Origin of the sequence: Streptomyces sp. NTH33 (assembly GCF_003236365.1) — a bacterium.
Lineage (GTDB): Bacteria > Actinomycetota > Actinomycetes > Streptomycetales > Streptomycetaceae > Streptomyces.
Map to the genome: position 1 here is coordinate 1 of NZ_POTZ01000026.1, position 22001 is coordinate 22001.

Genomic DNA, 22001 nt, shown 5'->3' on the forward strand with positions numbered 1-22001 from the left:
GCTTCCGGCGGGTGCTCTTACCCCACTGGGGGGGTGGCTGAGGCGGCCGGAGTCTGCGCTGTTCTGCGAAGTCGGTCAGGGTTGGTAGCCCTGTCGTACCGGAGCGAGCCGCTCTTCACCCGGGGGATGAGGTTTTCGGCAAGCGCGGGGTGTCCCGGGTTTCACGCCCTGCAGTTGCGGGAGCACCTCGCTCGCGATGAGTTCCAGGTGGTCGAGGTCGGTGAAGTCGGTCAGCCGCAGATGGATCCGGCTCGCGCCGATCGCCACGAACTCACCGATTCGATCGACGAGTTGGGCCGGGGATCCGACCACCGGATCCTCCGGCGGCAGCGCGCTCTTGACGTGCAGCGGGGCTGCCCGCCGCTGCGCCTCCGCGTCGGTGCGGCCGATCGCGACCACGACACCGGCCGAGAGCACCAGCGGTGGCCGGCCGGCGTCGGCCCGACCGGTCCGGTCGCATGCCTCGGCCACCCGCTGGTACGCCTGCGCCGTCTCCGCCACCGACTTGAAAGGCATGTTGAACTCGTCGGCGTACCGGGCGGCCAGCGCCGGGGTGCGCTTGGGGCCGCGGCCCCCGATGATGACCGGCGGCCCCGGTACCTGCACCGGTTTCGGCAGGGCGGGCGCGTCGACCAGCCGGTAGTGGTCGCCGCGGTAGCTGAAACTCTCGCCGGCCGGTGTCCGCCACAGGCCGGTGATCACGGCCAGTTGCTCCTCCAGCCGGTCGAAGCGCTCCCCGACGGCCGGGAACGGAATGCCGTACGAGATGTGCTCCCGTTCGTACCAGCCGGCGCCGATGCCCAGTTCCACCCGCCCGCCGCTCATCCGGTCGACCTGTGCCACCATCACGGCCAGCGGGCCGGGCAGCCGGAAGGTGGCCGAGGTGACCAGGGTGCCCAGCCGGATCCGGGAGGTCTCCCGGGCGAGCGCAGCCAGCGTCAGCCACGCGTCGGTGGGTCCGGGCAGCCCGGGATCGGCACCCATCGCCTGGTAGTGGTCGGCCCGGAAGAAACCCTCGAACCCGCCGGCCTCGACGAGTCGTACGAAGCGCAGCTGATCGTCGTAGTCGGCGCCGCGGTGCGGCTCGGTGAAGACGCAGATCCGCACGGTCATCGCCCTTCCGCTCCGGCCGGCTCCGGCAGGTCCGGTTCCATCAGCAGTTCGTGCAGGTCGGCGCTGCACCGGGTCACTTCGCCGAGGTGCGCGGTACGGCCCAGCGTCCTCGGCCGGGGGATGTCGATGTCGACCACCTTGCGGATCCGGCCCGGGCGCGGGCTGAGCACCACCACACGGTCGGCGAGCAGCACGGCCTCGTCTATCGAGTGGGTGACGAAGACGACGGTGGCGGAGTTCTCCATGTGGACCCGCTGCAGCTCGGCTGCGAGTTCCGCGCGGGTGAGCGCGTCGAGCGCGGAGAACGGCTCGTCCATGAGCAGCACGCGGGGCTCGCCGATCAGCGACCGGCACAGCGAGACACGCTGCTGCATACCGCCGGAGAGCTCGTGCGGCCGGTGCTTCTCGAAGCCGCCCAGGCCGGCCGTCTCCAGCAGCCGGTACGCCCGGGCTCGGTGCTCGGCCTTGCGCCAGCCGAAGATCTCCACGGGCAGCAGGACGTTGTCGAGGACGGACCGCCAGGGCAGCAGGGCCGGCCGCTGGAACAGCATGGCGACGTCCCGCCGGGCTCCGGTGACTCGTTCGCCGCCGATGGTGATCTCACCCTCGGAGACCGGCAGGAGACCGGCGATCAGCCGGAGCAGTGTGGACTTGCCGCATCCGGACCGGCCCACCACCGCCACGAACTCGCCCTCGGCGATGTGGAGGTCGACGCCCTGGAGCGCCACCGTGGAACCGGACCGACTGGTGAAGGTCCGGGATGCACCGGTGAGTCTGATCATCCGGCGGTCTCCCCCATCCACTGCGATGAACAATGCCGGCCGGTTCGTAAACCCCGGTCAGGTTAGCCGGACCAGGCGGCTGAGCGGTACCTGTCGTCCTGTCGGTGAATTCTTCGCACCTGGTGTGACACCGGCGGGGGTCTCGTACGCTGTCCCTCACGCGAAGTGTCATGTACCCGGCGGTTTCGTCACGCCGTTCCGTCTCGACGACCCCCTTCCGCTGGCGCAGGTCAGCGGTCGGAAAGGACAACACGGTGCCCATGAACAGACTCGCCCGTACGGTTGCCGCGGTGGCCCTGACCACGCTGCTGGCGCTTGTGTCGGGATGCGGCGGATCCGACTCCGGCACGGCTGCCGCCGGTGCGGAGAGCACGACGTTGGAGAAGGTGACCTACCTGACCTCGTTCGGCAACTTCGGCCGGGACGCGTACGCCTGGGTCGCGAAGGACAAGGGGTTCTTCAAGGAGGCCGGCTTCGACGTGGAGATCAAGCCGGGCCAGGGCACCGGGGGCGTGATTGCGGCCGTCGTGAGCGGCCAGGCGCAGTTCGGCCCGATCGACCTGACGGGCGGTCTGTTGCAGATGGGCGGCGGCCAGGCGAAGGACTTCGTCGCGGTGGCCGCCATCCAGCAGCGCACCATGGCCGCGATCGCCACCACCGAGGGCAAGGGCATCGCCGCCCCGAAGGACCTCGAGGGCAAGCGTCTGGCCGACACACCCGGCTCCGTCGTACGCAACCTCTTCCCGACGTACGCCCGACTGGCCGGGATGGACGCCGGCAAGGTGACCTGGGTCAACGGCGACGCGCAGACCCTGATGGGCACGCTCGCCAGCGGCTCGGTGGACGGCATCGGCCAGTTCGTGGTGGGCAAGCCGACCGTCGAGGCGGTGACCAAGAAGAAGGCCGTCCTGCTGCCGTACAGCGACGTGATACCCGATCTCTACGGAAACGTACTGATCACCTCGACGAAGACCGCCGAGCAGAAGCCGGAGACGGTGAAGCGGTTCACCACCGCGCTGCTCAAGGGCCTGGAGTACAGCCTGGCCAACTCGAAGGAGGCCGCCGAGATCCTGAAGCGGAACGTGGACGCGACGAACCCGGCTGCTGCGGCAGCCGAGTTGGACCTGATGGCCGCGTACGTCGCGCCTGGCGGTTCCGGCTCCGCGATCGGGACGCTGGACTCCGGGCGGGTCGCGAAAAGCATCGCGATCCTGCAGGACGCGGGTGCGCTGCCGCAGGGCATGACCCCTGAGCAGATCATCGACTTCGACCTCGTACCGAAAGCCTGATCACACTGGTTGCCCGCACGTGTGCTCCCCGTCGGCGACCGGCGGGGAGCATCGGCACTGCCGTCCCGACTCCGCGCTGAGCGGCCCGGGAAAGGAGTGCCGGGTGGCCCGAGGAGGATGAGATGACCGAACTCTCGCCGCAGCAGACCTCGGCGGCGGACCCGAAGCCGGTGCCGGTGCCGCGATCCGGCCTGCAGCGCGGGGCGGGTACCGGCACCGTACTACTGCCCTCGGCCGGGCTGCTGGCCGCCCTCGGCGTGTGGTGGCTGCTCACGTCGGTGCTGAAGGTGGTCCACCCGGCGGTGCTGCCGCCGCCCGGTGCCGTGCTCTCGGCGTTCACAGCAGCCCCGGCCCGGTTCCTGGAGCACACCGGCGACACCACGGTGGAGACGCTTGCAGGCTTCGCGCTCTCCACCGCCTGCGGAGTTCTGATCGGGCTTTCACTGGCCGGCTCGCGGTTGTTGGAGCGGATGTTCACGCCGCTGCTGGTCGCCGTCAACGCGGTTCCGAAGATCGCGCTCGGGCCGCTGCTCGTGGGAGCGCTCGGCTGGGGGCAAAAGCCGGTCCTGACCATGGTCTTTCTGCTCTGCTTCTTCCCGATCGTGCTCTCCACCGCGACCGGCCTCACGTCGACCCCGGCGGACCTGGCCGAGCTGGCGCGCTCGCTGGACGCCTCGCGCTGGCAGGCGTTCCGGAAGGTACGGCTGCCCGCCGCGCTGCCGCAGATCTTCGTCGGGCTGAAGGTGGCCATGCCGCTCGCCGCGATCGGCGCGGTCATCGGCGAGTTCCAGGCCGGTGAGAGGGGGCTGGGCTATCTGATCGTGCAGGCCGGCGGGGTCGGCGACGCCGCCACTGCCTGGGTGGCGATCATTCTGATCGGGCTGATGAGCATACTGCTCTACTTTGCGCTGGTGCTGATGGAGCGGTTCGCGCTGCCCTGGGTCCGGGAAACCACCTCGCGCAGCTGACCCCGGCCGGTCGTCCTTGTGCGTGCCGACAGAACATCCACGAAGGCCAGGAGTCTCTGTGCGCATCCTGCAAGAGGGCTCAACCTGCAGGGCTCGGAGAATCACCGCTGCACGTCAAGCGGCGTATCCGTATTCATCGATGGTGCCGCCAAGGACGCGGGTGCGCAGGATCCGGCGTGAGGGGGGCTCGTCCAGGAGTGGGCTGCTGGTGGGTGTCGCTGAAGGCGGTGACGGCGCCTGTCGGCGAGGCGCAGCGGGTGTGGACCGCTGGCCGCCCGTCGCCGCCGGTGTTCCGCCGCCCCAAGCCGGTTCCGGACGGCGTCCTTGTGAACGGCGATGGTCTGGGCCGGATGAGACACCGCCGGACCGTACGGGCGCACGCCGTGTCCATGTCGGCAGTCCAGAGCTCGAAGCTCGTGAGGAGAAACACTTGGCGTCCTCCCCGCTCTGAAGGACGGGGATTCCTGCCACGGTCGGCTGACCGTCTCGGTGGGTTCCTGCTTCAACGCGCTGTGCCGGGACCAAGGTTCTGGTCTTACCCGCGCAAGAACCCGTTTGGCGGACCACCGCGGCCACTGCTACGTTTCCGGAGGCCGTGCGAGAGAACGAGGAGGTGGTACCCGTGAACGCAGTATCGACATGGGTGCTCCCCTCCGGGGTCACGGTCGGGCGATAGGTCGTCCGGGAGCGCCGTTCCAGAGCACTCCCGAAAGGTACGACCATGCAATTCACTTCCGAACAGCGCCTCGACGACGGCGTCCTCGAACGCGAGTTCACCCTCGGCGAGATCCCCGGCACCCTGTGGACGCCTGGATCCGCACCGGCCCCGCTGATCCTGATGGCCCACAACAACGGCCTGCCCAAGGGGGAATCCCGGCTGGTGGCCCGGGCCCGGCAGTCCGCGGCGTACGGCTACGCGGTGGCCGCCATCGACGCCCCCGGGTGCGGTGACCGGCCCCGTTCCGCCGCCGACGAGCAGGCTCGCGCCGACCTCCGCCGGGCGATGCAGGCCGGCGAGCCGGTCGACGAGATCTTCGAGTCCTTCGTCGGCCCGCTGGTCGAGAAGGCGGTCCCGGAATGGCGGACCACCCTGGACGCCCTCCTTGCGCTGCCCGAGATCGGCGGCCCGGTCGGGTACTCGGGGTGGACCGCCGTCGGCATTCGGCTGGCGGTGGTCGAGCCGCGCATCGCGGCCGCCGGTTTCTTCGCCGGGGGTTACGTGCCCCGCGCCCAGCGCGAGGAGGCCCGGCAGGTCACCATCCCGCTGCTGTTCCTGCTGCAGTGGGACGACGAAGGGAACCCCCGGCAGCGGGCCCTGGACCTGTTCGACGCCTTCGGCACCAAGGAGAAGACGCTGCACGCCAATCTGGGCGGGCACACCGGCACCCCGTGGTTCGAGGTGGAGGACGGGAACCGGTTCTTCGGCCGGCACCTGAAGTGAGGGCGGGCCGCCAGGCCGGCAGCAGCCGGTAACCGCACGTTCCCGTGCAGTCGGTGTCGGTCAGTTCCTCGCCGCCGGGCGCGGGTCGCAAGCGGGGCAGGTCAGGCTGTCGGCTTCATGCACCGGGCACCGATGGCTCGATAAGGGGCCAGTGACGCCGGTCCTCCGTTCCTCTGACGGGGGCCGCACGCCGGCACGGCGACGGCGTTGACGTCGCCGTGTCAGACGTGCGTGAGGAGCCGCTCCAGCGGCCGGGGAACGCGCTCGAGGTGCAGGTGCGCGACCAGAGCCTGCGCGTAGAGCGCCTTGCGACCGCTGTGCGTGCCCATGAAGCGCCGCAGTTGGTGTTCCACGGGGCGTTCCCGCTGTGCCGGCTGGCCCTGGAAGGTGCGGAAGGGGCGCGTCTCGCCCTGGGCCTCGATCACCTGCCGCACGCCCTCGGCCCCGACAGCGCGGATCAGCTCGTCCTCCAGGTCGGCGACGCACACATGGAACCCGAGCGTCTCCAGTTCGGCGTGCGCGAGACCGGATCCGAGCCCGACCCGCTCAAGATGACGCCGGAAATGCCGCTCCTCGCCGATGTCGCAGAGACCGGCCAGCGGGAGGCCGAGCCCCAAAGGACCGCACACGTCCAGGAAACGCCCGATGCTCGTCGCACCTCCCAGCGGTACTACCGCGACGCCCTCTGCACCGAGGTCGCGGCCGTAGCGCGTGGCCAGCGCTTCGAGCGCGACCTGATCACTGCTCCCCTCGACGAGCACGATCGTGCGCACACCGCCGGCCAGCTCCCGCGCCACCGCGGCGGCAGCACTCGCCTCCGCTCCGCCGGCCGCCCACGCGACCAGCGCCAGGCGGAATCGCCTCAACTCGTCCACGAGACCTCGCTTCCCGACGCCATCCTGGCACGGTCGAGATCCTGTACGCACGCGCGTTTTCCGAAGAGCGACGACTCAAGAGATCGGAGGAGGCGCGGCTTTGGGTGAACGGTCAGGTTCGAGTGATCTGGTCCGAGGGGGACGCACCCGCGCATCGGCATCTGCGGCGACGGCACTCCGCCGTCCTGACGTGCACACAGGCAGGGCCCGGAGACAGGCGCTCAGGAAACTGAACGCCGTGGCGGTCATCCCTGCTCGGATACTCCCCGAACCCCAGGACGTCCTCCTGTACCAGCTGCCCGGTCTCGTCCGCGCGGTCGGCCGGCCGGTGGATTCGGCGTGGCCCGGCTTCGCGGGCGAGTTCGACTGTCCCGGCCCGCCTGCCGCGGCACGGCCGTACAGGCGTGGACCGATGAGGCGCTCGCCCGTGCACTCGGCCTCGGCTCCGACGCCCTCGGGGCCGGCTGAACCTCGCGGAGAACCGGCCCGGACGCCCCTGACCTCCCGTAGCCTCGCCCTGCCGCCCTCATGTGCGGGCGGACGGCCGGTTGGGTGTCTGTAGCCGGACCCGGTGCACCGGGTCCGGAAGCCGGGAGAGAGATGGACGAGGTCATCGGCCATGCCGTGCGTCTGGTCGTCAGGGGCGTCATCTGGCTGGTGACCCAGATCCTCAGGCTCCTCATGGAGTTCGTCGTGGACCTGGTCGTCGAGTTCCTGGTGGATGGTGTGAAGGCCCTGTGGCGGCGGGTGCGGCGCGCCTGCCGCAGGGCGAAGGCGCCCGCCAGGGTCTCCCTCCGCAAGGAACCGTAGCGACTGCGCCTTCCGCCGCAGCGTCGAAGGGGAGGGCCGGACAGTCCGGCCCTCCCCTTGTGTGTGACGGGAGTTACTCGGTGACCTCGTGGTCGTGGCCCTCGTGCAGGCCACCGCCGCTGCCCGCCGAGCCCTTGGTGTTCCGCGGTGCCACCGGCTTGCTCAGGAGGCTGGTGTCCCAGGCGTACTGGCCCGCCGCATTGGCGATGACGTCGATGTTGACGTCGAACGCCTTCATGTTGATGTTCTTCAGGTTGTCGCAGGCGGCGTGGTAGCAGGCGTCGTACGCGACACCGGCCTTACCGCCGTACACCTTTGCCTGCGCGGCCGTCTTGACGCCCTCGGCGCCGGTGAAGGTGCCGCCCGAGGGGATGCCCACCTCGATGAACGGCCCGTAGTCCGACCGGCCGGTGAAGTCGGTGCCCTCGTGCGGGATGCCCCGGCTGTCCAGGTAGTCGGTGATCTGCCGCTCCAGCTGCGCCGAGCCCTTCGGGCCGGGGCCGGCACCGACCTGGTCGGAGTCGTCACCGTCGTAGACGAACTGGGCGTAGTTCGGCGAGGCGATCATGTCGAAGTTCAGGTACAGCTTGACCTTCGCGAGGTCCGCCGCCGAGAGGCTGTTGACGTACGCCTCCGAGCCCAGCAGGCCGAACTCCTCAGCCGACCACCAGGCGAAGCGCACCTTGTTCTTGGTCTTCTCGTGGGCGAGGTTCAGGGCCACGTCGAGGATGCCGGCGGAACCGGAGCCGTTGTCGTTGATGCCCGGGCCCGCCGCCACCGAGTCCAGGTGGGCGCCGAACATCACCACGTTGCCGGGGTCGCCGCCCTTGGTCTCGGCGATCACGTTGTAGGTGTGCCGGGTCTCCGCGAAGGTGCGGATCTCCAGGTTGACGGTCACTGCGCCGGCGGCGGCCTTGGCCGCGAGCGCCTCGCCGTCCGCCTGCGTGACTCCGCCGGCCGGGATCCTGGCGACGGACGGGTCTCCCAGGGTGCCGTTGAGCGCGCCCTCGGTGTTGTTGTAGATGATCGCGCCGACGGCGCCCGCACCGGCGGCGGTCTCCTGCTTCTCCGCGAAGGTGCAGCCGCCGCGCTTGATCAGCGCGATCTTGCCGGTGAACGTCCCGGGGGCGTAGTCCTCCGGCTCGCAGCCGGTGGTGGCGTCGACCGGCACCACCGCGACCGGGGCGGTGATGCCGCCGACCGGGCTGCTGGCGGAGTACGTCATGGCGATCACCGGGATGTCCTGCTGCTGCGGCGACACCACCCGCAGGCTCTCCGCCAGCGTCTCGGTGAACGGGAAGTCGAACTCGTTCCGGGTCACCGAGTACCCGGCCTTCCGCAGCAGGCCTTCGACGTACTCGGCCGACTGCCGGTGTCCCTTCGACCCGGCCACCCGGGTGTTCCCGTTCTTGTCGGCGATCCGCTGGAACTGTCTCAGATGCTCGTAGGCATCCTTGGCGGTGCTCTTCTTGGTGAGCTTCTTCGCGAGCTTGGCAGCCTCCTTGGCAGGGTCGCTGTGGGCGGAGGCGGTGCCCGATCCGATCAGCAGCAGGGGCGCTATGAGCCCTGCGACGGATACGGCGGCTACCGTGGTGCGGCGGTTACGAGCGTTCAAAACGCTTCCTTCCGGCGGTCCATGAGAGGCAGGAGTGATGGCCGAAAACAGGCCGAACGACGTACGGCGGTACTCCGGGGCAGGCAGGGACGGCCGGATCGCTCCGCCCCCCCTGCCACCGGCAAGGAGAAAGGTATCTGCTCAGTACAAGCTTGGTAATGGGTTTGACGGGAATCTTCGGCGCCGACGCCGCCCGTGAATGGGCGCCGAGCGCACCGATCTGCCTCTGATACAACCGAAGTTGACTGGAAGTCACCGGTGCTGACCGAAGTCCAGGGCATGCCGGAGGTGGATGTCGGCCGCGGTCCGGAGCGACTGGTGTCGCGGCTCCCGACGTGCCGTCAGTGGCGGGGCTGCGGGCGCCGCACGCCGCGCATGCGGCCCGGGTGCCGTACGAGACGCTGGAGATCCGTCCGGGGCGGGCGACCACGAGGCCGGTCAGCGTACGAACCACGATCACGAATCGTGTTGAGCTCTCGTTCGACCGTCAAGCTCCAAGACCGGAAAGGCAACAGCCTCCAACCGGTGAGGGGTGCTGAGCCGGCCCCAGACCAGCACGATCGGAGCCGGCAGCAGTTGGGGTCGCTGTCGGCCGGCCGTATGGAGTCGGCCTCCGGCAGGCTGCGCCGCTCACCCCTGTGGCCTTGGTGAACGCGGATCCGGCAGCACAGCCGGGTCCGGGAGCCGGGCCGCAGCGCGATCAAGCCCACGATGGAGATGCGGGCCGGCCTGCGGCTGGACACCATCACCACCGGGGTGCGGCCGCGCCGGCCCCCGCGGTGCGCCCGGTGGGCGGCCGCTGATGCCGGCCGGCCTCGTCCTCGTAGCTGAGCCGGCCGCCGGTGGCCGCTCGGGGCCTTTTACCTCCGGCCAGGTGTCTTCCTTCCAGGCGGTCACCGCCGCATCGTCGCGCCCGGCGGTCCGCCGGGCGGGCGTCCACGGGGTGAAGCCGAACCGGCGCATCAGCCGGGTCGCACCGAGACGCTGGAGGGGACGTGGAACTTCCGGCCGATCAGGGTCGCCGCCCGGGCACCGGTCCGCACCTGGTCCTCGTCCCAGCCGTGCGCGGCCGGGCCCTGCTCCAGCAGGGCCCGGCCGGCTTCTCGCGCAGAGCAGGGCCGGACCTGCACCGCTGTCCGCCCGGTCCGGTGGAGGCCTGAGCCGCCGGGCCGCCGACGGCCTGGTTCCGCCGCCGCCGGCAGGCCGGCTTCGGTGACACCCGCAGCTGCCGGACCACCTCCGGGGCGCCGACCACGGCCGCGAGCAGCTCAGCCGCCCGCAGGCGCACCGCCTCACGCCGTGCGCGTTCCCAGGCGTTCACCCCGCCGCCGTCTGCGTATCTCATGCCTCCCGGTCTGCCGCCGCATACGGGGGACGCCGGCAGGGTCAGCCTCAGCCAGACCCCGAAACACCCGATTCGGAAGGTGCGTTGGGGTTCGGCGCGGTCTTGGAGGGGCTGCCGTCGAGGTAGTTGAGCAGGTGGTTTCCATACTGTGCGGCATGCGGTCCGCGAAGCAGCATGCTCGGCCGGGCGGTGCCGGTACGAGAGACGCGGACGCGGTGATGGTCTGAAACGACTGCGGGGGTGAGGGTGTTGGTGCGTGGGCCCGGGCAGCACGTGTGAATCTCGATGGTGAGTGGGCCGGCGTGGCGGTGGGCGGTGGCCAGCGCCGACCAGACGGCAAGACGCTGGCGGTCCGTACCGGTGGGAAGGTTCACCAGGTGCTGGTCTCCTGGATGGTGGCACGGGCTGCACGCCGGCATGGAAAGGCGCAGGTGTGGGAGCAGGCCGAGGGCGAGGGCGTCGAGGTCGGGACAGGTCCTGATCGGTCCCGTCGTCGGGGTGAGCAGGTAGCCGGCGGCGCCCCACGGTGTGACCTTGACGCGTCCGTCTGCTGTCCGGGCGGCGGCGGTTGCCCGTCGCCGCCGGTCGGCAGGGCGGTCGCCGGCGAGGAGGACCTCCCAGGGGGGACGGATCGTTCCGGTTCCGCACGCACCGCACATGTGTCTGCTTCTTCCTTCAGGGCATGACGTCGCCGCTGTTGGGGCCGAGGACCTGGCCGACATACAGGTTGCCCGAGGGGTCGCCGGCGAGGAGGACGGCGGTCGGTGCGACCTCCGCGGGGAGACCGAAGCGCCCCAGGGGGAGTTCGGCCTGCTTGGCTGTCTTCCACTCCTCGCTGATCCCGTCCACGAGTGGTGTCTCGATGGGGCCCGGGGCAATGGCGTTGACCAGGACACCGTGCGGGGCGAGCTCGCGGGCGAGGGCCTTGGTCAGGCCGATGACGCCGGCCTTGGCCGCGCAGTAGTGCACCAGGCTTTCACCGCCCTTCAGCGCGAGTTGGGAGGAGATGTTGATGATGCGGCCGGCGCCTTGCTCGACCATGATCGGTGCTGTCCAGCGGCAGCAGAGGAAGACGCTGCGCAGGTCGACGTCGATCATTTTGTCCCAGGTGTCGAGTGGCATCTCGACGAAGGGCACCTCGGTGAGCAGTCCGGCGCAGTTGACGAGGATGTCGATGCGCCCGGATTCCGCGTGTGCCGCATCGACCATGGCGCGGGTGGCGTCCGCGTCGGTGACGTCGACCTGGTAGGCCGTGGCCTTGGTTCCCCCTGCGCGAGCCCTGTTCGCGGTCGCCTCGGCTCCGTCCGGGTTGCGGTCGGCGAGGAAGAGATGGGCTCCCTCGGCGGCGAAGGCATCCGCGATGGCTGCGCCGATCCCGCCGGCGGCCCCGGTGATCAGGGCGGTGCGTTGGTGGAGTGAGTGACTCATCGTGTCTTCTTTCAGCTGGGCCAGCGGACGGTGAGCCCGCCGTCGACGACGAGTTGCTGCCCGGTGATGTAGGCGGCGTCGTCGCCGGCCAGGAACCGGATGGCGCGCGCGGCCTCATCGGCTGTGCCCACGCGTCCGGCGGGGATCAGCCGGCCGGCGTCGGCCAGGCCCTGGGGACCGAGTGAGTTGACGGGGTCGAGCGACTGGGGGCTTTCGATGAGGCCGGGGATGACGCAGTTGACGCGGATGTGACGGGGGGCGAGTTCCACGGCCAGTGAGCGGCACAGCCCCAGCACACCGGACTTCGCGGCGGCGTAGTGGGCGTGGTCCTCCCAGCCGTAGACGCCGCCGGCGATCGAGGAGATGGCCACCATCGCTCCCGGACCCGTCATCACGCGCGCCGCGGAGCGGAAGGTACGCAGCACGCCGGTGAGATCGACGGAGAGCATGTCCTCCCACGCCTGGTCGCTGAGCTCGATGAGCGGAGCGCGGCGCAGGATTCCGGCCGCTGCGACGGCGATGTCGAGACGGCCGTAGTGGTCCACGGCTGCCTGCGCCAGCGCGTCCGTCCGGTGCGGGTCGCGCACGTCGACGTCGACCGCTACGGCCTGCCCTCCGGCGGCCTCGACCTCGTTGACGGCCTTGCGTACGTCGTGCGGGTCCTCGGGGTAGTGGCCGAGCACGCTCAGGGTGCCGGCGCGGGCGAAGGAGATGGCCAGGGCCTTGCCGATGCCGCTGGCGCCTCCGGTGATGACGGCGACCCTGCCCGCCAGGCCGTCGTCCCGGACCGGGGTGGCGGAATCGTGCCGGGGTGCGGTCATGCGGCAGCGCCTTCCTGTGCGGTGTGGTGGAACACTGCGATGTGGTGGTCCTGGTCGACGTGGCGGGTGCCGAGCATGACCAGGCCGGAGGCGAGCATGAAGACGGAGCCGGCGATCAGGGCCGCCACGGTCATGGAGGTCCCGAGTGCGAGCAGGACGCTCAGTACCGCGGAACCCACGATCGCGCCGACGGGGCCCATCGTGTGCGCGACGTTGGGTCCGAGGCCGCGTACCTGTGCGGGGAAGGACTCGCCCATGTAGAACAGCAGTGCCGCGTAGGGGCCGGTGAGGAAGAACAGCGACAGCGCGTACAGGGGGATCACGAAAGTGCTGGTCGAGGGGCCCAGGAGCATGACGCCGGTGAGGACGGCGCCGACGGTCCAGCCGGCGATGATGGTGGTGCGGCGGCCGATGCGGTCACCGATGAAGCCGTGGAACAGATAGCCGGCGAAGCCGACGGCATTGGCCAGCACCAGGACGAGCAGCGCGTTGTTGAAGGACACGTGCTTGCCCTGGGTGAGGACGGTGGTGCCGAGCACGGAGAACACCTGGATGGCCATCCAGTTGAACAGCCACGCCAGCGACAGGCAGATGGTGTGGCGTCGCAGCCCCGGGGCGAAGACGTCCCTCAGGGTGGCCTTGGCCTCGCCGGACACCGTCAGGCCGACCCGCTGGGCGAGGTCGTCGGCTTCGGCGGCGTGGCCGTCCGACCGGAGCCGGCGGACCTCGGTGAGAGCCGCGAACGCCGGGGACTCGGGCAGCCTGGTGGCCGCCAGCGCGACCAGGATGGAGGGGATGACGGCGATGACGAAGGACCAGCGCCATCCGACGGCCGGCAGCAGCACGGCGGTCAGCCCGGCCGAGACCAGGGCGCCGACGGGCCATCCGCTCTGCACGAAGCTGTACATGAAGCCACGACGGCGGGCCTTGCCGTACATCTCGTTGAGGTAGACGGTGTTGACCAGTTCCTCGGAGTATCCGAAGCCGGAGAAGGCGCGGATGAGGACCAGAGTGACGGCCCCGGCCGCCAGGCCGGTGAAGCCCGAGCTGAGGGCGGCCCCGATGATGGCGATGACCAGGGCGCGCTTGCGGCCCACTCGGTCCAGCAGCGGTCCGACGCTCAGTGCGATGACGAACGTGCCGACCGTCACCCAGGTGGCCACGCTGGTGGCCTTTGCCGGAGACCAGCCGAAGCTGTCGGCGATCTTGGGCAGGAGCGTGCCGAAGAGGGTGTAGTCGTAGACGGAGAACACCCAGGCCAGGAAGCACACGACGGACACACGCAGCAGGGTGCGCGGGGTCACGGGGCGTTCCCAGGCCGGGATGTCCCGGGCAGGCGGGGCAGAGGTCACGGATCAGGCCTTTCGGGGGGTGCGCTTGGCGAAGTCGGTGGCGATCGCGTCGAAGGTGGTCCACTGGACGCCATCGTGGGAATTGATGTGCTCGACCAGTCGCTCGAGGGCCATGAGCACCTGAGGCCTGCCGGACACGTCCGGGTGGATGGTCATGGTGAACGCGGCGTAGTCCATCTCGCGGTGGACCCAGTCGAACTGGTCGCGCCACATGGTTTCGATGTCGCGGGGGCTGACGAAGCCGTGGCTGTTGGGGCTGGCCTTGACGAACATCATCGGAGGCAGGTCGTCCAGGTACCAGTTGGCCGGGATCTCGATGAGGTCGGTCTCCCGGCCGCGCCGGAGCGGCTTCATCCACGACTCGGCCGGCGCATCGTAATCGATCTTGGTCCAGGTGTCGCCGACGCGTACGTAGTACGGCTCGAAGTCCCGGTGCATCAGCGAGTGGTCGTAGGTGATGCCGCGCTCGAGCAGCAGTTCGTTGGTGACCGGGCTGAACTCCCACCAGGGCGCCACGTACCCGGTGGGGCGCCGGCCGGTCCGTGACTCGATCAGGTCGATGCAGTGGTCCAGGACCGTCGACTCCTGCTCGCGGCTCATCGCGATCGGGTTCTCGTGCGAGTAACCGTGCACGCCGATCTCGTGACCGGCCGCGACGCAGGCGTCGAACTGCTCGGGGAAGGTCTCGATCGAGTGCCCCGGCCAGAAGAAGGTCTGGGTGAGGCCGAAGCGGCGGAAGAGTTCCAGCAGACGGGGAACTCCGACCTCCCCGGCGAACAGGCCGCGGGAGATGTCGTCGGGAGAGTCCTCTCCGCCGTAGGAGCCGAGCCAGCCGGCCACCGCGTCGATGTCCACACCGAAGGACACGAAGATCTCTTTACTCATGATGCTCCTTGCTCTGGCGCACCGGTGCCGCACGGCGCCGGGCCGAATGTGAGGTCAGACTGCTCAGACTCCGTCGGGTGACGGCCGCCGGAGCCACTGCGAGATGACCGGTCCCGGATCTTCCGGCTTGTGGGTGAGGGCCACGGACAGCAGCAACCGGGCCTGCCACGGGCTGAGGTCACCGGCGAAGACCGCACCGGCGCGGTCCAGGTCCGCACCGCCACCGGCGGTGTAGAGCGGGGTGACCGGCCCGCTGAACGCCCGGCTGCACACCAGGACCGGAACGCCCCTGGCCACCAGCCGCTTCACGGTCTGGACCACCGCGGGGCAGGCGTTGCCCGCTCCCAGCGCCTGCAGCACCACGCCACGGGCGCCGGCGGCGACCGCGGCGTCCAGCAGCGCTCCGTCGCAGCCCGCGTAGGCGGCCACGACGTCGACCCGTGGCAGCTCATCCACGGCGTCGAGATCGAAGGCGGGCGGCCGCGGCTGCGCTCCCAGCGGCAGGACACCGTCCGGGGCCACCCGCAGACACGGGCCGCGCCCGGGCGAGCCGAACGCGCCGGAGGCCAAGGTCTCCACCTTGCGCACTCCCCGCGCCTGCCAGGCCGAGCCGTCGAAGACCAGCAGAGAACCCAGCCCCCGGGCATGCGCACTGGCCGCCACCGCGAAAGCCGCGGCGAGGTTGGCCGGGCCGTCCGGTGCGGGACTGTCGAAAGGACGCTGCGCACCGGTGAGGACCACCGGCCGCCGGTCGCCGTGGAAGAGGTCGAGCAGGAACGCGGACTCCTCCATCGTGTCGGTGCCGTGCGTGATGACCACGGCGTCGGCTCCCCCGGCCAGCGCGTCACGGGTCCGCCGCGCGAGGGCGAGAAGGTCGGCCAGCGAGAAGGCGTAACTGCCCTGGGTCGTGAAGTCGTCGATCTCCACGTCCAGCGCGCCGAGCCCGCTCTGCGCCAGGAGTTCCGCGCCGGTGGCACCTGCCAGCAGACCGAGTGGCGAGTGGCGACTGGCGATGGTGCCGCCGGTTGCGATCAGACGAAAACGTGGCACAGGAGCCCTCCGGAGCTGGAAACCGGACCGCAAACGTTTGCGTGCGATGTGACCGAGGTTACACAAACGTTTGCGCGACGCCAAGAGGTTTTGTTGGCATATGCCCGAATTTGCACCTCGGACATCTGCGACATGAGGTACAAACGGGTATGTGACCTCCGATGTCCCGCCGCCCCGCGGCGACGAACCCGTCACCCTGGCCGCCATCGCCGCGCGCGCGGGGGTGCACGTCTCGACCGTCTCGCGGGCACTCACCCCGGAGGCGAACGGCGTCGGCCCCGCCACGGCACAGCGCATCCGCGCACTCGCCGCGGAGCTCGGCTACCAGCGGGATCCCGCCGCCACCGCCCTGCGCACCGGCCGCAGCAGCATCTTCGGCGTACTGGTCCCCCGCCTGACCGACTTCGTCCTGGCGCGCATCTACGAGGGGCTCGACGCGGCCGCCGCCCAGCACGGCTACAACACCTTCGTCGCCAACACCACCGACGACCCGGCCCTACGGCGTGAACGCCTCGAAGAGCTACTGGCACGGCGGGTGGCCGGCATCGTCCTGGGGGACGCACGGCTCGACGGCGACGACCTGGTGAAAAACCTCACCCGCAGGAACATCCCCTACGTCCTCGTCTCACGGCGCCTGCCAGGACACCTGTCCGTCACCACCGACGATCTCCTCGGCGGACGGCTGGCCGCCGAGCACCTCCTCCAACTCGGTCACCACTGCGTGGGAGTCGCCGCCGGGGAGCCCTACGCGAGCACCGGAGTGGAGCGCACCACCGGTTTCGTCCGCCGCTACGCCGAAGCCGGCCTCCCCCTCCCCCCGGAGTACGTCCTCCCCTCCCGCTTCGACACCGCAGGCGGCCACGCCGCAGGCGCAGCGCTGCTCGGCCTCGACCCGCGCCCCACGGCCATCTTCGCGGTCAACGACACCGCCGCCATCGGCGTCATCGGGGCCCTGCGGGAGCACGGACTGCGACCCGGCAGCGACGTGGCCGTCGTCGGATACAACGACATCCCCGTCGCCGCGGACATGCCCGTGCCCCTCACCACGATCCACTCACCGATGTTCGAGATGGGTGAGCAGGCCATGGGTCTGCTCATCGACCGCCTGCACGGACGACGCGTCCGCTCGAAACGACTGCGTCCCCACCTGATCGCCCGCGACTCGACGCTCAACGGCTGACACCCTCGCCCGCGCAGGGGCCGTCTTCGGTCATGATCGACCGGCTTGCGCACGGTTGTCGATCGCCGTGGCCAGGACGTTCGTGGCCAGGGCCGCGGTGGGTACGGCAGGCCCGCTGCACGCAATGGCCCTCGCCGGCCATCACGCGGACACTTCGGACCACCTTTGGGGAAGGTGGTCTCCCCAGTGGCTCGGTGGCCCGGCCATGGCCGGCCGATTCCGCCTCCAGTTCCGCGATCCGCTTGCGAGCCGCGGCGAGTTCGGCCTGCTCATGGATGGGGACACCAGGCACCTGCCCGATGTCGACGGAACCGGGGACAGCTCACTTTCGGTCCTGATCCGCTTCTTGTGGGGCAGTGACACGACGTCACATGGGACTGCGAGGAAGGCTGTCCGTGTGAGGGCAACGTGCTCTTGACGGCCTTCTGCCGTCCGGCGCCCGTGGTGGCCCGGGAGGCGCCGCGCAGGGGAGAAAATCGCGCCGGTCCCGGCCGGGCGTTCAACAGCCCGTCCGGGGCTGGCTGTTGGACGTGCTACACGCGTGGTTCCCGAGGTCGGTGTCAGGTGGTAGACACGGCGGGGTCACAGTTCCTGTCCGCCAACAGGAAGGTTGGCCCATGTCCGAAACCAGGTACGGCAGCACACCCGAGAACAGCCGCTGGGCGAATCGACGCCAAGTGCTCGCCCGCTCCGGCGCCGTGGGGGTGGGCATCGCGTTCACCGGAGCCCTCTCGGAGCTCTTCACGGGTACGGCGAGCGCGTTCGGCCACTCCGGCTACGGACCCCTCGTCCCCGATCCGAACGGCCTGCTCGATCTGCCAAAAGGTTTCCGCTACCGGGTGCTCTCCCGTGAGGGCGACCAACTCCGCTCCGGAGAGGGGGCCGTTCCCAGCAACCACGACGGCATGTCCGCCTTCGCGGGCAGAGGCGGCCGCGTGCACCTCGTACGCAACCACGAGAACCGCCCTACGGCGCGGATCGCCGTCCCGGCCGTGGAGGGCCTCACCTACGACCCCACCGGCAAGGGCGGGTGCACGGCCCTGACCCTGGACGGCCGCGGCAGCGTGGTGTCCGAGCGGGTCGCGATCGCCGGTACGGCCGTCAACTGCGCGGGCGGGCCGACCCCTTGGGGCACCTGGCTGACCTGCGAGGAGAACGAGGACAAAGCCGGCACCAGCGGCTACACCAAGGACCACGGCTTCACCTTCGAGGTCGATCCGGTCGATCCCCACCGCACCGGGGCCGTACCGCTCACCGCCATGGGCCGCTTCCAGCACGAAGCGATCGCGATCGACCCCCAGCGGGGCGTCGTCTACGAGACCGAGGACGCCTTCCAGAAGCCCTTCGGTCTCTTCTACCGGTTCCTGCCCGACAAGCCGCGTGGCGGCGTCGGTTCGCTGCGCGCGGGCGGCCGGCTGCAGGCGATGCGCGTCCCCGGCGTACCGGACCTCTCCTCCGTCCAGGAGACGGGCGCCTCTTTCGACGGCGTCGAGTGGGTGGACGTCCCCGACCCGCTCGCCGCCCAGACCCCCATCCGCCTGCAGGACTTCGGGCCGAAGGGCATCACGCACGCCCAGAAGCTGGAGGGCTGCTACTGGGGCGGGAGGTGCGTGTACTTCGTGTCCTCCTTCGCGCACAGGGCGGAGGGCTCCGCCGCGGACCACTTCGGGCAGGTCTGGCGCTACGACCCCACGAAACGCCGCCTCACGCTCGTCGTCGTCTTCGGACCGGACACGGACGTGCAGCTGCCCGGCGAGTCGCCGGACAACATCTGCCTCGCCCCGGGCGGCGGCCTCATGGTCTGCGAGGACGGCGACGGCACGCAGCACGTGTACGGCGTGACCCGCCGCGGCGAGGTGTACGCCATGGCCCGCAACCGCCAGAACATCGGCACGCCCGAGGCCCCGGAGTGGGGCGAGTTCGCGGGCGTCACGTTCGCACCGGACGGAAGGACGATGTACGTCAACTGCTACAGCCCCGGCACGACCTTCGCGGTGACAGGACCATTTCACCGGTAGTACCGCATTGGCGGCGCGGGCGCCGTGGAACGGGCCGATCAGGTCGAGTGCTTGCCGGCAGGCCGGCGCTCCGAGGACGGCCATGGCCGCACATGTCCCCCATCCGGGAGGAGGGCCTGCGTCACGGGTACCGGGGTGATCGCATATCCTCCGGTCGCGCGGGCCGGCCGGGGCGGACCGCAGGTGCGGCATGTCCGGGGCTCCGGGCACTTCATCGTCGGTGTCGCCGCGCAGCACGCCCTTGAGGGCGTCGGGGCTTTGAGGGCCGGACCGGGGGGTGAGCCGCCGGCCGTGGCCGCCGTCGGCGGGCAGCAGCACGTGTCCGGCCGCGCCGGCCATGGTGCGGTCCAAGCCCGGCTTCCCGGCAGTTCGGGAGCGAGGTTCAGGAACGGCCGGGGCCGCGCGGGCCCGCGTTGTCGGTGGGACTGCCAGGATGACGTGCGTGACGGTCGGGGAAGTGACCCGTCACGCGGTTTCCCGACAGGCCGTCGGGCAAGCGCTCCAGGACATGTGGCGGCGTGCCCGTCGGCAGTGGCACTCCATGCGCTACGGCGACGTGCCGCACGCTGCTGGAGTACCAGGTGTGCTGTCCCGGCGAAGATTGGCAGCCGACGGATCCCGTCGGCTGCCGGTCATGCCGCGTGGGCCGTTGCCCGCACCGGGCGCTGGGGAGCGGTCAGGGTGTCGGCGAGCCGGATGCGGTAGATCGTCCTGCTCGGTTCGACGAGCGGCTCGCCCAGCGTGATCCGTCCGGTGGAGCGCAGTATGTCGCACGCCTCGGTCGGCAGGGCGACGTAGCAACTCCCCCTGCCGGTGTGGGCGTCGAACGGCTGCCAGTAGCTGTATCTGCGGCGTCCGCCCGCGTGCACCGTGAGGAACACGGGCGTGCAGGGGTCGGAAATGATGCGCAGCAGTTCAGCATCCTCGGCGTCCAGAGGGCGAAGCGGGGCGACGGCGCGGCTGCGGTAGTGCAGGACGACGGCCTGTGCCGGGCGGGGGACGGGCTGCATCAGCGAAGCCTTCCTTAAGGCGGGACTGAAGATCGCTTACCCAGCACGGGCAAAGTTGATCTCTCTTTCGGCGGCATTCTTCACCACCGCACCGACATCGCACCAGCGCCCCTCTGGCCATGATCCACGACGACGTGATGGCTGGAAATCGCCGGTGCCCGGCCCGTCGGGGCGCAGTACCTGCCGCGGCCGGCGCCCCGCCATCCTGGCCTGCCGGGACGCCCTCCAGGGCGCGGTCGCCCTCCGCTCCCGCCAGGCATGGGAGAGCACGGCCGGCCCCGCCCCGGGCCGGGCACGGGGCTGCCGGCGCGGCGGTGGCGCCGGGCACTTCCGTGACCGGCGCTCATCCGGCGCGCATGGTGCCCTCGGCGAGGTAGCGGGTGTGCCAGGACAGCGCCTCGCCGAGCAGGTGCGGGGTGTGCAGGCCGGGCGAGGCGCGCAGGGCCCGCTCGTGGTAGTCCTCGAGCATCGGGCGGAAGTCGGGATGGGCGCAGTGGGCGATGATGCTGCGGGCGCGCTGCTTGGGTGACAGGCCGCGCAGGTCGGCGAGGCCCTGCTCGGTGACGACGACGTCGACGTCGTGCTCGGTGTGGTCGACGTGGGACACCATCGGGACGATCGCCGAGATGGCACCGTTCTTCGCGGTCGACGGGCTGAGGAAGAAGGAGATGAGCCCGTTGCGGGCGAAGTCCCCGGAGCCTCCGATGCCGTTCTGGACACGACTGCCCATGATGTGCGTGGAGTTGACGTTGCCGTGGAGGTCGGCCTCGATCATGCCGTTCATGGCGAGGCAGCCCAGGCGGCGCACGACCTCGGGGTGGTTGCTGATCTCCTGCGGCCTGAGCACGATCCGGTCGCGGTACTCGGCGGCGCGGGCGTTGAACCGCTCGACGCGCTCGGAGCTCAGCGAGAACGCGGTGGCCGAGACGGCGACGAGTCTGCCGCTGTCGACGAGGTCCAGCATCCCGTCCTGGATGACCTCGGTGTAGGCGGTGAGCTGTTCGAACGGGCCCTCGTCCAGGCCCGCGAGTACGGCGTTGGCGACGTTCCCGACGCCCGACTGCAGCGGCAGCAGGTTCTCCGGCAGCCTGCCCTGCTTCACCTCGCCCCGCAGGAAGTCCAGGACGTGACCGGCGATGCGGCGGGAGGTCTCGTCGGGTGCGGCGAAGGGGGTGTTGCGGTCGGGTGCGTGGGTCTCGACGATCGCGGCGATCTTCTCCGGCGGGCAGTGCAGGTAGGGCGTGCCGATGCGGTCGGTGGGCCGGATGATCGGCACGGGGACGCGCCGCGGGGGCAGGGCGGTGCCGTAGTAGATGTCGTGCATGCCCTCCAGGGCCTCGGCCTGCCAGGAGTTGACCTCCAGGATCACGGTGTCGGCGCGTTCGATCCAGGTCTTGTTGTTGCCGACCGACGACGACGGGACGAGGCGGCCGTCCTCGGTGATCGCGCCGACCTCGACGACGGCGACGTCCAGCGGGCCGAGGAAGCCCTGCCAGGCCATCTGTGCCACGTGCGAGAGGTGCAGGTCGAGGTACTCCATCCGGCCGGCGTTGATCTCGCGCCGTGTGGTCGGGTCCGACTGGTACGGCAGCCGCAGGTCGATGCCGTCCGCCTCGGCGAGCACGCCGTCGAGTTCGGGGGCGGTGGACGCGCCCGTCCACACGCTGACCCTCATCCGTTCGCCGGCCTCGGCCGCCGCGGCGATGCGGCGCGCCAGCGCCTGCGGCACCGCCTTCGGGTAGCCGGCGCCGGTGAAGCCGCTCATGCCGACGGTGGCGCCCGCCGGGATCAGCGCGGCCGCCTCGTCGGCGGAGGCGATCCTGCGTGCCAGCCTGCTGTCCCGGATTCTGGACCCGTTCGTCATCCGTCTGTGTCCGTCTCTTCCTGCTGTCGTGCTCTGCTGTCGTGCTCTGTTGTTGTGCGCAGCCGGCCGCGCCGGTCTGCGGGGCGCGGCCGGGTGGTGGCTGCGGTGCGGGGCGTGGTGTGCGCGCCCGACGTGGGGGGAGCCTCTCCCCCGCG

General features: G+C 70.5%; 19 protein-coding genes. 6 read left to right on the top strand and 13 right to left on the bottom strand.

Annotated features, from left to right (window positions below):
* Positions 1 to 75: 75 nt before the first annotated feature.
* Positions 76 to 1113: an LLM class F420-dependent oxidoreductase gene (locus C1I97_RS04590; RefSeq protein ID WP_220040790.1), complete on the bottom strand. Its 1038-nt coding sequence runs from the start codon at positions 1111 to 1113 to the stop codon at positions 76 to 78.
* On the bottom strand, positions 1110 to 1895 hold the full coding sequence (locus tag C1I97_RS04595; RefSeq protein WP_111001935.1) for an ABC transporter ATP-binding protein: 786 nt from the start codon (positions 1893 to 1895) through the stop codon (positions 1110 to 1112). The genes C1I97_RS04590 and C1I97_RS04595 overlap by 4 nt, the downstream gene beginning before the upstream one ends.
* A gap of 260 nt (positions 1896 to 2155) precedes the next feature.
* Between C1I97_RS04595 and C1I97_RS04600 the strand changes: the two genes are divergently transcribed.
* From C1I97_RS04600 to C1I97_RS04615, 3 genes are all read left to right on the top strand, one after another.
* Positions 2156 to 3184: an ABC transporter substrate-binding protein gene (locus tag C1I97_RS04600; RefSeq protein ID WP_111001936.1), complete on the top strand. Its 1029-nt coding sequence runs from the start codon at positions 2156 to 2158 to the stop codon at positions 3182 to 3184.
* A gap of 122 nt (positions 3185 to 3306) precedes the next feature.
* Entirely contained in the window at positions 3307 to 4152 is an 846-nt protein-coding gene (locus C1I97_RS04605) for an ABC transporter permease (RefSeq protein WP_111001937.1), read from the top strand.
* A gap of 721 nt (positions 4153 to 4873) precedes the next feature.
* Entirely contained in the window at positions 4874 to 5593 is a 720-nt protein-coding gene (locus C1I97_RS04615; protein ID WP_111001939.1) for a dienelactone hydrolase family protein, read from the top strand.
* A gap of 221 nt (positions 5594 to 5814) precedes the next feature.
* Here C1I97_RS04615 and C1I97_RS04620 read toward each other — a convergent pair whose 3' ends face one another.
* Positions 5815 to 6468 (bottom strand): TOPRIM nucleotidyl transferase/hydrolase domain-containing protein, encoded by a 654-nt coding sequence (locus C1I97_RS04620; RefSeq protein WP_111001940.1) that lies wholly within the window; start codon positions 6466 to 6468, stop codon positions 5815 to 5817.
* 600 nt (positions 6469 to 7068) lie between these two features.
* On the opposite strand from C1I97_RS04620, the gene C1I97_RS04625 reads away from it, so the two are divergent.
* On the top strand, positions 7069 to 7278 hold the full coding sequence (locus tag C1I97_RS04625) for a hypothetical protein (RefSeq protein WP_111001941.1): 210 nt from the start codon (positions 7069 to 7071) through the stop codon (positions 7276 to 7278).
* A gap of 73 nt (positions 7279 to 7351) precedes the next feature.
* Here C1I97_RS04625 and C1I97_RS04630 read toward each other — a convergent pair whose 3' ends face one another.
* The 8 genes from C1I97_RS04630 to C1I97_RS04660 form a co-directional block, all read right to left on the bottom strand.
* Positions 7352 to 8893 carry a M28 family metallopeptidase gene (locus C1I97_RS04630; RefSeq protein ID WP_111001942.1) on the bottom strand — a complete coding sequence of 514 codons (1542 nt, stop codon included), beginning with the start codon at positions 8891 to 8893 and terminating at the stop codon, positions 7352 to 7354.
* Positions 8894 to 9523: 630 nt separating this feature from the next.
* On the bottom strand, positions 9524 to 9856 hold the full coding sequence (locus tag C1I97_RS41080) for a hypothetical protein (RefSeq protein WP_258382423.1): 333 nt from the start codon (positions 9854 to 9856) through the stop codon (positions 9524 to 9526).
* On the bottom strand, positions 9856 to 10023 hold the full coding sequence (locus C1I97_RS41085) for a hypothetical protein (protein WP_258382424.1): 168 nt from the start codon (positions 10021 to 10023) through the stop codon (positions 9856 to 9858). The genes C1I97_RS41080 and C1I97_RS41085 overlap by 1 nt, the downstream gene beginning before the upstream one ends.
* Before the next feature lie 890 nt (positions 10024 to 10913).
* Entirely contained in the window at positions 10914 to 11666 is a 753-nt protein-coding gene (locus tag C1I97_RS04640; protein WP_111001943.1) for an SDR family NAD(P)-dependent oxidoreductase, read from the bottom strand.
* Between the two features lie 11 nt (positions 11667 to 11677).
* The gene (locus tag C1I97_RS04645; RefSeq protein WP_111001944.1) at positions 11678 to 12487 is read right to left on the bottom strand and encodes an SDR family NAD(P)-dependent oxidoreductase; all 810 of its coding nucleotides are present in this window, start codon (positions 12485 to 12487) and stop codon (positions 11678 to 11680) included.
* Positions 12484 to 13791, bottom strand: a complete 1308-nt coding sequence (locus C1I97_RS04650; protein WP_220040791.1) for an MFS transporter — start codon at positions 13789 to 13791, stop codon at positions 12484 to 12486. Before C1I97_RS04650 ends, C1I97_RS04645 begins: the two co-directional genes overlap by 4 nt.
* Positions 13792 to 13842: 51 nt before the next feature.
* A complete protein-coding gene (locus tag C1I97_RS04655; RefSeq protein WP_111001946.1) occupies positions 13843 to 14724 on the bottom strand; it encodes a polysaccharide deacetylase family protein in 882 nt (293 codons plus the stop codon).
* A 63-nt stretch (positions 14725 to 14787) separates the two neighbouring features.
* Complete coding sequence (locus C1I97_RS04660) at positions 14788 to 15774, bottom strand: asparaginase (protein WP_111001947.1); 987 nt, start codon at positions 15772 to 15774, stop codon at positions 14788 to 14790.
* Positions 15775 to 15925: 151 nt separating this feature from the next.
* Here C1I97_RS04660 and C1I97_RS04665 point away from each other — a divergent pair, with 151 nt between their 5' ends.
* The gene (locus tag C1I97_RS04665; protein WP_111001948.1) at positions 15926 to 16954 is read left to right on the top strand and encodes a LacI family DNA-binding transcriptional regulator; all 1029 of its coding nucleotides are present in this window, start codon (positions 15926 to 15928) and stop codon (positions 16952 to 16954) included.
* 617 nt (positions 16955 to 17571) lie between these two features.
* Entirely contained in the window at positions 17572 to 18972 is a 1401-nt protein-coding gene (locus C1I97_RS04675; protein ID WP_111001950.1) for an alkaline phosphatase PhoX, read from the top strand.
* A gap of 632 nt (positions 18973 to 19604) precedes the next feature.
* Here C1I97_RS04675 and C1I97_RS04680 read toward each other — a convergent pair.
* Both C1I97_RS04680 and C1I97_RS04685 read right to left on the bottom strand, forming a co-directional pair.
* On the bottom strand, positions 19605 to 19982 hold the full coding sequence (locus tag C1I97_RS04680) for a hypothetical protein (RefSeq protein WP_111001951.1): 378 nt from the start codon (positions 19980 to 19982) through the stop codon (positions 19605 to 19607).
* A gap of 343 nt (positions 19983 to 20325) precedes the next feature.
* Positions 20326 to 21846 carry an acetyl-CoA hydrolase/transferase family protein gene (locus C1I97_RS04685; protein ID WP_111001952.1) on the bottom strand — a complete coding sequence of 507 codons (1521 nt, stop codon included), beginning with the start codon at positions 21844 to 21846 and terminating at the stop codon, positions 20326 to 20328.
* Positions 21847 to 22001 lie beyond the last annotated feature (155 nt).